10 protein-coding genes are annotated in these 12910 nt (G+C 39.0%); all 10 read right to left on the reverse strand.

Going from position 1 to position 12910, the window contains the following annotated elements:
- The 10 genes from BMZ99_RS06815 to BMZ99_RS06860 all read right to left on the reverse strand — a co-directional run bounded on the left by BMZ99_RS06815 (nucleotide 1) and on the right by BMZ99_RS06860 (nucleotide 12885).
- The gene (locus tag BMZ99_RS06815; protein ID WP_456107086.1) at nucleotides 1-354 is read right to left on the reverse strand and encodes a zinc ribbon domain-containing protein YjdM; all 354 of its coding nucleotides are present in this window, start codon (nucleotides 352-354) and stop codon (nucleotides 1-3) included.
- 244 nt (nucleotides 355-598) lie between these two features.
- The gene (locus BMZ99_RS06820) at nucleotides 599-1477 is read right to left on the reverse strand and encodes a radical SAM/SPASM domain-containing protein (RefSeq protein WP_090934347.1); all 879 of its coding nucleotides are present in this window, start codon (nucleotides 1475-1477) and stop codon (nucleotides 599-601) included.
- A 189-nt stretch (nucleotides 1478-1666) separates the two neighbouring features.
- Nucleotides 1667-3298 carry an L-glutamate gamma-semialdehyde dehydrogenase gene (pruA, locus tag BMZ99_RS06825; protein ID WP_090934350.1) on the reverse strand — a complete coding sequence of 544 codons (1632 nt, stop codon included), beginning with the start codon at nucleotides 3296-3298 and terminating at the stop codon, nucleotides 1667-1669.
- Nucleotides 3299-3454: 156 nt separating this feature from the next.
- Nucleotides 3455-3757: a PTS lactose/cellobiose transporter subunit IIA gene (locus tag BMZ99_RS06830; protein WP_090934612.1), complete on the reverse strand. Its 303-nt coding sequence runs from the start codon at nucleotides 3755-3757 to the stop codon at nucleotides 3455-3457.
- 52 nt (nucleotides 3758-3809) lie between these two features.
- Nucleotides 3810-6908 (reverse strand): efflux RND transporter permease subunit, encoded by a 3099-nt coding sequence (locus BMZ99_RS06835; RefSeq protein ID WP_090934354.1) that lies wholly within the window; start codon nucleotides 6906-6908, stop codon nucleotides 3810-3812.
- Entirely contained in the window at nucleotides 6905-8014 is a 1110-nt protein-coding gene (locus BMZ99_RS06840) for an efflux RND transporter periplasmic adaptor subunit (protein WP_090934357.1), read from the reverse strand. Before BMZ99_RS06840 ends, BMZ99_RS06835 begins: the two co-directional genes overlap by 4 nt.
- A gap of 102 nt (nucleotides 8015-8116) precedes the next feature.
- Nucleotides 8117-8734 carry a TetR/AcrR family transcriptional regulator gene (locus BMZ99_RS06845; RefSeq protein ID WP_090934360.1) on the reverse strand — a complete coding sequence of 206 codons (618 nt, stop codon included), beginning with the start codon at nucleotides 8732-8734 and terminating at the stop codon, nucleotides 8117-8119.
- A 277-nt stretch (nucleotides 8735-9011) separates the two neighbouring features.
- Nucleotides 9012-10985: a methyl-accepting chemotaxis protein gene (locus BMZ99_RS06850; RefSeq protein ID WP_175490492.1), complete on the reverse strand. Its 1974-nt coding sequence runs from the start codon at nucleotides 10983-10985 to the stop codon at nucleotides 9012-9014.
- Nucleotides 10986-11140: 155 nt separating this feature from the next.
- A complete protein-coding gene (locus BMZ99_RS06855; protein ID WP_090934366.1) occupies nucleotides 11141-11698 on the reverse strand; it encodes an HD domain-containing protein in 558 nt (185 codons plus the stop codon).
- Between the two features lie 38 nt (nucleotides 11699-11736).
- Nucleotides 11737-12885 carry a metallo-dependent hydrolase gene (locus BMZ99_RS06860; protein WP_090934369.1) on the reverse strand — a complete coding sequence of 383 codons (1149 nt, stop codon included), beginning with the start codon at nucleotides 12883-12885 and terminating at the stop codon, nucleotides 11737-11739.
- Nucleotides 12886-12910 lie beyond the last annotated feature (25 nt).

Raw genomic sequence — 12910 nt, forward strand, 5'->3', positions numbered from 1 at the left:
CTATAGCTTTTTAACAAATTCAGATTTTAATTTCATGGCTCCAAAACCTTCAATATGACAATCAATATTATGATCACCATCAACTAGACGTATATTCTTTACTTTCGTACCTATTTTTAAAGCCGATGAGCTTCCTTTTACTTTTAGATCCTTAATAATTGTTATAGAATCACCATCGCTTAAGACATTTCCATTTGCATCTTTTATACTCTTTTTTTCTTCACTATTGTCTCCATCTACAGTCCACTCATGACTGCATTCTGGACAGATTAAAAGACTTCCATCTTCATAAGTATACTCCGATTTACATTTTGGGCAATTTGGCAAATCCATCATCATCATTTCTCCATTCATTATTGCTCATGTTTGATATAAGAGTTTGTAAATTTATGAAAACATCACAATCTTCTTATACGCAAATATACTATCATAGTTTACTAAGATTGACAAATCTTCCTACAAATTCGTTCTAATCTACAGGCTTTAGTGAAGCAATCTCTCATTGCAAACAGGGAAATTGCTTGGCTGACGCTCGCAATGACAGAGATACACGGGCAAAGGTAAGAAAACACTCTGAAATGATAGGACAGGAAGAATTCTATTTGTTAAATCTTTTTCTGTACCCGCATTTTCTGCACAGTTCTTCCACCACATGTTTATTGCAAAAACCAAACTTTATATCTTCTGCTCTTTTTGCATGGATAATATCGGAAAACGGCTTTTCATGGATATTACCTAAATTAATGATCCCTTCTCCATCAAGACAGCAGGGCACTACTGTTCCATCAACTAAAATAGCAACTTGATTTCTTAACCCAAAACAAGAGCCTGACTTCATATCCTCTTCTTCTTTTAAATCGGGCCATTTAAACTCATAATCTTGATTCAAATATACTTGATTCCTTAATTTTAACGCTTTGGCTTCAGACAAATTTCCTTGTATTTTATAAGATAAATTGAAATTCTTTTCTATTTTATGAAGGATATCTACATTTCTTTTTCTTTGATCTTCCGTTAACATTGCTTCATCTAAATTCCATAATCGCAAGGATATAATTATGTTTGACTCTGCTGCTGCCTTGTTAGAAAAATTTAAAATCTTATCAATATACTCTTCTTTTACTATGTTCGCCTGATTTCCATCAAAGCTATGAAGGGAAAAATTGATTTGTCTTACTGCAGTTTTTTTAATTAGCATCTCTGCAGCAGCAGCTATTAACGTACCGTTTGTTGTCAGGTTTACTTTAAAACCTTTTTCACAGCTTATATCGAGAAGATTCTCTAATTTAGGATGCAATAAAGGTTCTCCCATTACGTGCAAATAGATATAATCTGTAAAAGGCTTAATCTGATCCAGAATTTCCTCAAATGCTGCTTTTGATACATATTCAGGTTTTCTTTTTGTTTCAGGACAAAAATCACATGCTAGGTTACAAACATTTGTTATCTCTACATATACTTTTTTATATTTTTTCATCAGCTATAAGCTCCAATTCTTTCGCGCTCCATGACATTCAAATCTCAACTATGACTATCTATATCCTACTCACTATACTATATAAAAGCTAATTCTGTCATTTGATTTCTCCTCCATCTTGTAGACAGCAAGCCGATTAGTCTCACTATTAATTTGATTGCCTTGAAAATGTCTTAAACTATTTGGAAACTATTCTTTTACCATATAAGGATAATTGACTACGGTACGGGGAACCAATGTCTCCTTAATTGCACGCTGGCTCATCCAGCGATATAGGTTAATGGCACTGCCTGCTTTATCATTTGTCCCTGATCCTCTGCTGCCGCCAAATGGCTGCTGACCAACCACTGCACCCGTCGGTTTGTCATTGATATAAAAGTTTCCTGCTGCATGATCCAATGCTTTTGCAATCTTGATAATTGCTGCTCTATCATGTGCAAATACAGCACCTGTCAATCCATAAGGTGTTGCAGTATCGCAGTCTTTTAAGGCTTCGTCCAGTTTATCATTGGGATATACATAGATGGTTATAATCGGCCCAAAGATTTCTTCTACCATGGTCTTGAATGTAGGCGTCTTTGCTAGTATCACAGTAGGCTCTATAAAATATCCTACACTATCATCACTTCCGCCGCCCATAATGATTTCGGCATCTTTAGATTCTTTGGCATAGTTAATGTAACTCTGACTATTCTTAAATGATTTTTGATCAATTACAGCATTCATCAGATTGGTGAAATCACAAACATCACCCATCTTAATCTTCCCAATTTCCTCCTCAAGACGTCCTTTTAATTTACTCCAAAGACTTTCGGGAATATAAGCACGAGATGCTGCTGAGCATTTTTGCCCTTGATATTCAAAAGCTCCTAAAACGATAGCGCATGCAAGAGCTTCAACATCTGCAGATTCATGAGCAAAAATGAAATCTTTTCCTCCTGTTTCACCTACAAGACGAGGGTACGTAACATATTTATTAAGATTTTCACCAACTTGCTTCCAAATCCCGTTAAATACGTTTGTAGATCCCGTAAAGTGGACGCCCGCCATCTTAGGATGACTAATTACAACGTTGCCAAAGTCAACCCCTCTAGAAGGTACAAAGTTGATAACACCTGCAGGTAAACCCGCTTCCATAAGAATTTGCATAATGTAATAGTTAGATAACACCGCCGTAGAAGATGGCTTCCATAAGACCGTATTGCCAACCATAGCTGGAGCTGTAGAAAGATTTCCACCGATAGAAGTGAAATTGAAAGGAGTGATTGCTGCCACAAAGCCATCCAATGCACGATATTCTACACGATTCCATACCCCATCTGTACTGTTAGGTTGTTGTTTATAAATTTCCTGTACATAGTAGGGATTAAAGCGGAGAAAATCCGCCAGTTCGCAAATAATATCAATTTCTGACTGATAAGCATTTTTACTTTGTACAAGCATACAAGAGGCTGCTATCTTTGCTCTATATTTTCCTGTCAACAAATCCGCTGCTTTTAGAAAAATTGTAGCGCGATGCTCCCAAGGCATATTTTCCCATTCTTCTTTTGCTGCCTCAGCGGCTTCAACTGCCATAAGCAGCTCTTTTTCACCTGCAATGTAATATTCACCAAGCTCTTTTTTATGGTCATGAGGACAAATCATCTTTTCTTTCTTCTCGGAGCGAACCTCTTTTCCACCAATAATCATCGGTATTTCAATTGGATTTGCTAATTGTCTTTGGAGCTCCATCTGTAAAGCTTCCTTTTCAGGAGATCCTGGCATATACGCTTTTACTGGTTCATTCTTTGGAAACGGAATTTGGAAATAAGCATTATTCATTTTAATATTCCTCCTTGGCTATTTTTTAATCATTAGTTGTACTAGTAACTAAAAAGTATCTACCTCATAATTCTTTATCTAAATCTTACTTCAAAAATAGCGCTAGGTATATTCAGAATATCTTATAGATTACATTAGTATTTTCAATACTTACCACTATGATGATCTTTCTTGCATTATTCCAATCATTTCTTTAATCAAATCCTTTGCTAATACTGCATTCATTAAGTGATCCTGTGCATGCACTGCTAACAAGTTGATTTCTTGCTTTTCACCTTTTGCTTCCATCTGCAATAAATTCGTTTGCAATCTATGTGCTTCTTGTAATTCCCTTGCTGACTCTTTAAGGCATTCTAAAACTTCTTCCTGTTTTCCAATTCGTGCTAAGCTTAAAGCCTCAAAACAATAGCTGCGTGCATTTCCTGCATGCAAGATAAGAGTGAAAGCAACATGTTCCATTTCCACACTACACCTCCCATATCTACTTACACCAGGCGTCTATTTAAGAAGATCAAACTGGTTTGCTCTGAAAATCAACGTCTTGATCCTTATGTTGCGGCATTCCCATATCCACTTTATACCAAGCTGCATACATGGTCGGCAATACTAGCAAAGTTAATATGGTGGCAACAAATAATCCAGCAGCAATCGCCACTGCCATTGGTCCCCAAAATACACTGGAGAACAGAGGAATCATTGCTAAGATTGCTGCTGCTGCCGTCAATAAGATAGGGCGGCATCGGATTACCGTCGCATCAATAACTGCATCCCACATAGATTCTCCATTTGAGACCAATTGCTCAATTTGGTCTATTAAGATTACTGAATTACGCATAATAATCCCGGACAAGGACAAAATCCCCAGTTGAACAACAAAACCAATTGGATGGCCCGTAAGTAAAAGCCCCATAACTACACCAATGATGCCAAGAGGCGCTGTTAATAATGTCAGTATCATTTTAGGTATATTTTGCAGCTGAATCATTAAGAGGATCATGATTGCTCCCACCATCATAGGTACGGGTTCAGAAATGAATTTTGCAGCTTTTATACTATCCTCTAAAGCTCCATCTACTTCAATCGTGTAACCGAAAGGTAAATCAGCTCGCAGCTCATTAAGAGCATCATAAACCTCTTGTGTAACATCATTTCCCATAAATCCTGGATTTACCTCAGCCTGGACGATAACCATCGATTTTAAGCCTCGTCTCCATAAGAGTCCATCTTCCGCATCATAACTTATCTTGGCAATTTGATCGACCGGAACATATTTCCCATTACCGATATGAACATTTAAGTCTTTAATACGTGAAATATCAGTTCTATCTTGCAAGGCACCTTTAAATACCATGCTAATGGTTCTATCTTCTACACGAAAATCTGCAATGGATGCACCGGATAATTGTGTCTGCAGCGAAGATGCTAATGACTGTGTATCCACTCCAAGTTTTCTTGCCTTATCCTGATCAATCTCAAAGTGTATCACTTTACTTTTTTCATCCCAGTTAAAGTTTATATTCCTTACGCCTGGATGACCTGCCATGATATCGCGCATATTCTGGGCGATGACTCTGACTTTTTCGGGATCATATCCTCGAACTCGTATCATGACAGGATAGTCTGCCGAAGGGCCGTTAGCAATTACTTTCATATGTCCTCGCACGCTAGTCATCTTTTCATTTAATATCGTATTGACCTTCTGGGATAATGCCTCCCGAGACTTAGCATCTTTGGCAACGATAATAAACTCCGCGAAATTTGTTTTATTAAAAGTAGGTTCAAAACTTAAAACAAAGCGAGGAGCGCCTTCACCCACATGATATGTATAGTAATCAATAGCAGGATCACCTTCTATGCTCTTGGCAAATTCTTCAGCAACTTTTTCTGTAGCTTTCAATGAAGCTCCTTCCTGAAGCTTCATTTGAACAATTAATTCAGGCCTGGTAGATGCGGGAAAGAACTCCTGTTTAATTAGACTCATAGCTAACACAGCACCAAGAAAGCACGCCACGGTTCCAAATAATACCTGTTTCCTATGATGTAAACACCAAATTAGAATCTCCTTAAAGTGTCGATAAAATGTAGTATTATAAATATCGTGTTCCTTGCCTTCGCCATCAGTCGTGTCTATCTTTATAAATAAATAGCCTAATAGAGGTGTTACTGTGCCGGCAGCAACCCAAGATAGCAGCAATGCCAATACCACTACTGTGAAAATACTGCCGCAGTACTCAGCAGCACTTCCTCTTGCAAAACCAACAGGAACGAAACCGGCACAAGTAACCAGCGCGCCCGTTAACCGCGGATAGGCTGTTGCAGTATAAGCATAGCAGGCGGCATTAAATCGTGTCCAGCCTTGCTCTAATTTTACGGACATTGTTTCAATCGTAATGATGGCATCATCAACCAAAAGTCCCAAAGCAATAATAAGAGCCCCCAGGGATATCTTCTGCAGATCAATTCCTATAAAATTCATAAAAGTAAAAACGGCTGCAATCACTAAGGGAATACAAAGAGCTACAATAACACCTGAACGCACCCCCAAGCTAAGAAAACTTACAATTAATACTATAACAACTGCTTCACCTAATGATTTTACAAATTCATCAATGGATGTTTCTACAATCTTCGGCTGATTTACAGTCTGACTCAGTTCTAATCCCACTGGCAGTTCTTTTTTGATTTGTTCAATGGCATTTTCCAAATTTTTGCCTAGGGTCAGTATATTTCCTCCCGGCTCCATCGCCAAAGAAATTCCAATGGCAGGCTGCCCGTTATAAAACATTTTAGGATCAGAAGGTTCTGCATAACTGCGGCTGATCTTGGCTATATCTCCTAAGCGAAATGTATTGCCATTAGCCTTAATCGGTACATTACGGATAGACTCTACATCTTCAAACATTCCTGTAACACGTAAATAAACATTATCAGAAGCTGTTTCAAACATTCCCGACGCCGTCATAGCATTTTGCGTTTGAAGAGTAGAAGTAATGGTACTTGGATCAATTCCCAGCTGAGATAGTTTGTTATTTTCTATCTCAATATATATTTTTTCAGTTTGAACTCCAAGGAGTACAATCTTTTTTACACTAGGAATATCCAGGAGCATGCGGCGAATTTTTTCCGCTTTTTCCCGCATTTCCTCATAGGAATATCCATCACCTGTAAGGGTATAAACTACACCATATACTTCATCAAATCGATCATTAAAAGTAGGATCCAAAGCACCTTCAGGAAGGGTGCTTTTCATATCATTAATCATATTACGAGCTTCCAGCCATGTGGGTCGAACATCTTTCTTAAGAACGGTGTCCTTTAAAATGACGTAAGTAATAGTTTGCCCTGGAGTTGAATAGCTTTTTACATAGTCAAGCCCAGGTAAATCCTGCAGTTTTTTTTCAATTTTATCAGTAACCTGTTCCTCCATCTGACGAGCAGTAGCCCCTGGCCAACTCACTTGCACAATCATCTGTTTTATCGTAAAATCAGGATCTTCCATACGCCCTAATTTGTTATAAGAGACGATCCCCATAATAAAAAATAAGACAATAAAGAAATAAATAAATTGCTTATGGTGAAGAGACCATTCCGTAAGATTAAAATTTTTCATAACGTATCACCGGCAATACGCACCTTCTGCCCTTCCTTTAATTTATGCACTCCTGCTGTAACAATCACATCATCATTTTGAAGTCCTTCCAGTACCTGGACCTTGCCGTTGCCAACGGCGCCAATTTTAATGTGACGCAATGTTACAATTTCATTATTTAGCACCCAAACTCCCGGAACATCGCTAGTTTGATAAATTGCGGTTAGAGGAATATAAGCTGCATCTTGCTGCTTCCCTCTATTCGCTGCCGTTACCGTAGACGTCATTCCCAATTTGACTTCGGCAGGAGGATTCACCAGACTTACCCTGACTTTATAGGTACGAGATACGGCATCCGCCATCGGTGCAATTTCTCTAACAGCAGCATCTACACTAATGCCAGGCAATGCCCAAAAAGTAACGTTTAGCTGTCCCATGTTACGAAATTCATCAATACGATTTTCAGGAACACTAATTTCAACTTCCCGTTCTCCATCCTGTACGATACTAACTACGGATTGTCCTGCTGTAACAACCTGCCCTGCTTCTGCTGTTATGCTGGATATAACGCCTGCTTTATCAGCATATAAAACACTATAATCCAATTGATTCGATCCTTGAGCATATTGCGCCGAAGCTTGACGCAGGCTTGCAGCAGCTACATCATAGGCACTTTTGTATTGATCAAGTTGAGCTGCACTAATCGCCCCCCCTTCGAATAACTTTTGGTAGCGATTAAGATTATTTTCCGCCAGCTTTACTTGAGACTCAGCGGAATAAACTTGCGCCGCATTACTGTTGACCGTCTGTTTAACATCTTTGGCGTCTATTTCCATAAGCACATCTCCAGCATTTACAACACTCCCTAGCTGCACATGCCGTTTTATTATTTTCCCGCCAACTTGAAACGCCAGCTGACTTTCAAAGCGCCCTTTAACTTCACCTGAATAGGTATAATCTTGAGCTGCTGCTGCCCTTCCAACAACCTCAGTACGGACTAAAGCGGCCTCTTCCATAATTGCAGCAGATTTAGAATGTTTTGTGACTGTAATTCCTACTGCGATGGCTGCCAAGACCACTCCCGCAGCCAAACCATAATATAGTTTCTTCTTACTTAACTTCTGCATCTTTTCACTCCTTTATATAAATACAAACATTATTAAATATCATTTTAAATTAAATATTTATTTAAAAATCTCAAAAAAAAGAATTAATTAAAAGACTTTTTTTTATACAGGGTTATTTAAAACACCTCTGAGAAACATTTCCACGGCTTCTGCTATGTAGTATTCAGCCTTATCCTTTTTTGTCTCCAAAAATTCATCGGCAAGATGATTCGTCATAAAATAAAAGTGTAAAAGACTTCCTAACAGTACATTAGCGCAATCAGGCTTAACATCTGAACGTATTTGCCCATTATTGATTCCTTCTTGAATACACTCCGTTAAGAAATCATGATGTCGCAGAATGCCAGGTTTTACGATACTTTCATAGCAATTGGTAGAATTTATGATTTCTCCATAAATTAGACGATGATTATAAGGATAGGATTTATGCAACTTTACAAATTTTTGCGAAAAACGTCTGATCTTTTCGATGGGACAATTTTCTTCATTGCGAATTGAACCTATTATATTATCTATTAAGTCAAACTGAGCGTCCAGTATAGCAGCATAAAGCTTTTCTTTTCCACCAAAATAATATGAAATCAGAGCAATATTTACTTCGGCAGCCTCTGCAAGTTCTTTTACAGATACTGCAGCAAATCCTTTTTGTGCGAACAAAGGAGCTGCAGAAGTCATTATTTTATGAACTGCTGGCTTATCTGTCATTATTTCCTTTTTCACTTTTTTCCCCCATATTTTTCAACTTCAATCTAGTATTAAATGATCATTTAATACTAGATTGAAGTTGTTTTGGATAAATTTGTCTAGTGAGAATGTTTTAGCCGTGGGAAATCATAAGCCGATTATCCTAATACATAATAGTTCATTTGGATAATCGGCTTATTCAAGCAAATCATTTACGTCTCACTCTATCGCGATAGTACAAAGAACAGAACTGTCCCGATGATTTTATGTATTCAACACTTTACACTTGATTTCAATCATGCTTTCCATTTTTCTAAACCTGGAATCTAGCTACTGCAGTTTGCAGGTCTCGCGCCATTCCTTCAAGTACTTTACTGGAATCGGCGACTTCTTCCATGGAAGCTAATTGCTCTTCAGTGGCCGCAGACACACTCTGTGACTCTCCCGCTGAATTTTTACTAAGCTCGTCGATTCTTTTAATCGAAGTCACAATTGTCTTACTATCAGAAGCCAACTGCATCATAGCGGCCGACGTCATTTTGACCTGTCCTGATACCTCGTTTACAAGACCGACAATTTCCTTAAAAGCATCTCCTGCCACCTTAACTACCTCTATCCCCATCTTCACTTCTTTCGTACCTTCATCCATGGCAACAACTGCTTTGTCGGTTTCTCCTTGGATTGAGCCGATAAGTTCAGCGATTTTTTTAGCTGCTGCTTCAGACTGCTCAGCCAATTTGCGTACCTCCTCAGCTACCACAGCAAAGCCTCGCCCCTGTTCTCCTGCACGGGCAGCTTCAATTGCAGCATTTAAGGCCAGAAGATTTGTTTGTCCAGCAATATTTGAAATGGTATCAACAATCTGACCAATTTCTTTAGAGCGCTCCCCTAACTTCATCACAACATGAGCAGAAATATTGACGGTTTCTTCTAGCAGATCCATCCGGTCCACTGCTTTCACTACCGCTGTGTCACCGTCCTCTGCCTTTTCGGCTACTTGCGCCGACTGCGCAGCTACTTGCTGAAAGTTAGCAGCTACCTTTTGGATATTGCTCGACATCTGCTCTATCACCATAGACGTTTTATCAGCAGCCTCCATTTGTTCATCAGCACTAGCAGCCACAGTGGTGATCGAATCGGCGATATGAGTGGCAGCCTGAATGGCTTGCTGGGAGCTAGCCGTCAATACTTCAGATGAAATCAATACTTTACCGGTAGACTCGCTAATTTTCTGAATAAGTTCTCGCAAGTTCTGCGCCATTTTGTCAAAGCTTTTACCCAGCCGACCAACTTCATCATTGGATGTGATATCAAGCTTAGTATTCGAAATATCACCGCTAGCGATACGGCTAGCTGCTTCATCCATCATTCGAATGGGCTGGGTAATGTAACGAGCAAACCAAGCAATGAGGAAAGTTGTAATCATCAGCACAATCGATATGCTTACTAAAGAAGTCGTAGCCAAAGCAGAAATCGTTCCTGTAACCTCGCTAACCGGCACTGTCAATGCCAGTGACCATGTCGTCCCTGGAATAGGTTGGAAGCAAACGATTTCATCTTGACCATTTAATTGATACTGATCAATTCCCGTTTCACCTTTCACCATGCGTCCAATAACATTCTTAAATTTATCTTCAGCTTTACCATCCTTAAGAGGGTTGTATTTCATTGCCATGTCCTTATTAGGATGAATGATAAATGTTCCGTCGTTCTGCACTACATATGCATAACCTGTTTGTCCAACCTTTATCGCTAATACTTTCTGAGTAAGGCTATCTAAGATTATTGAGCCATACAACACTCCAGTCACCTTGTTATTTTCCTTTACCGGAATGCTGATTACTGTAACGACATTGCCTGTAGTTTTACCAATAACCGGATCAATAAATGAAATGTCTTGTCTCATTCCCCTCTGGAAATACTCACGCTCGGCAATCGTACCTTTCACTCCATTAGAATTAATATAGGCTCCATTTGGGTAAGCATAACCAATCGCATCATATGCTTTATTTACTTTTCCCGCATTGACTAAAAAGGGAGCAATCACTGACAAGTTGCCGCTTTGGACCATCGGTGCTACAGCCATGATCGACAACTCACATTTACGAGCCTCAAGCCAACCTCCAATGTCGCTGGCGGAATTAGCCGTTAGTTGTTCCATATCATCATTTACTTTTTCTGATATAATACTTCGCGCTTGCCAATAATTGATTCCGCCTAATGCTCCAAGTGCAATCAAAATAATAAGAAGAATGACAACGGTAAGTTTGGTTCGAATACTTATCATTTGGACCCCTTTCTCAATCTCATGTTTTTTTACAATCAATTTGGTACTTCTGTATCTGCTTTTAAAAATACTGAGCCGCTTTATCATTCAGCTCAGTATTTTTTACCTACTCAAAAATTAATGGTTTTGCTAACTGCCAATTATACATGTGATGATTAAATGATTCCATGAAATGATTTAATCATTTCAAAATTCATTACATCCACCTTATTAATAATAACCGCCTCTGGAGTTCGCAAAGTTCCATCCCCTTCTTTAGCGTGATTAGCAATCGTATGAGCAATATTAGAAGGAATCCCATTACGCATGGCGATTACGGTTCCAGAGAATGGATGGCGCAATTCTTTGCCCATTTCCGACTTAATAAATTTACCGTCTGTTGTTTTTTTATATTCTACTAATTTACCCACATCGTGTAACAATGCCCCAGCAATTAATGTATCATAATCCAGTACAGGCGCATCATGCCCCTTATACGTAATCTGGTATTCATCCCAGATCATATGACACATTCTGGTCACAGCCTGTACATGCACCAGATAGGATACGGACCCTACAGGTACCAGCAGTGTAAATGGTATTTTATTCATATCATCAACACACCAGCCAGACATTGTTAAAGCATCTACATAAGAGTTTATAGTTGCTTCTCGGATCGTATCATCTTTAATCCAATTAAACTCGGGCATAACTTTTATTAATTGCTGAATCACATGTATCACTCCTCATTTTATGAAAGTTAAAAAACTGATCAAAAGTCAATTTGTTTGAACACGATTCTACCATTTAAGATGGTCAACTGCGGTAACAGATATTGATCTGCAGTAATGGAATCACCAAACTTATCACTTATGATAACCTCTTTACGGGATAATCGAAAGATTGCTACATCAGCTAATGCACCGGGCTTTAAAGTACCAATTTGCCCCTGCATGCCTACAAATCGAGCCGGCACTATAGTACAAGCTGCTACAATTTGTTCTATGCTCATTCCAAGATTCAAATATTTCATCATAACATATGGCAGTCCAAATACAAAATTTCCATATAATGTGCCCGATGTAACATCACTGCTTATAATATCCGGCAAAAAGCCTTCTTTTATTGCCTGTGCCGCAACCTTCAGTGAAAAATTATTGCGGCCATTGGCTGCATCAAATAAAATACCGGCATCCTGAGCCTTAAATAAGGAAGGTTTTACTTTACCATCTTCAGACAAAATAGTTTGCCCTGTTCCATGATGAACATGACAGAAAACATCACCAGGTCTCAAGTAATTTATTATTTCTTCTATTGGGCCAGGCGGATTCGTGGTATGTACCACCACCGGACAGTTTAGTTCTTCAGCAACTTTTATCGTGGCTTCCAGAGGTTTCATACCAAGCTCACCTACAATTTCAGTTGACTGTCTAACTTTAAGACCTACGATCTGCCCCGAATATCGCTCCAACAGTCTCTTGATATTTGCTTCATCATAACAGACAGGATTAAGTTCCTCATGAAAACGATTCGTTATGATGCCTCCTGAAGAAACATTTAGCAGACCAAATAAACGCATCTGATTATGATTGACAATAGCTTGTACAAAACTTTCATAATTGGCAGCACCACAACTGCCTGCATCAACGGCAGTTGTGACGCCCATCGGCAGCAATGATACATCCGGATTGATCCCGGCATCCGTACCGCCATTAAATAGATGTGCATGAAAATCAATGAGTCCAGGCATTACCAAGCAGCCTTGTGCATCAATTGTCTGCCCTGCTTCAACTGTGGCTCCTGGCTGAGATTCAACAATTCGGTTTCCCTTTATAAGCACTTCACCTGAGCCTGATACTCCTTGTTCAGGATCAATTATTGTACCATTCATTATACGTATATCAACTTTAAGTCTAGGCATTGCTTTCGACTCCTCCAATCCAGTG

Origin of the sequence: Pelosinus propionicus DSM 13327 (genome assembly GCF_900114615.1) — a bacterium.
In the GTDB taxonomy this organism is placed as follows: domain Bacteria; phylum Bacillota; class Negativicutes; order DSM-13327; family DSM-13327; genus Pelosinus; species Pelosinus propionicus.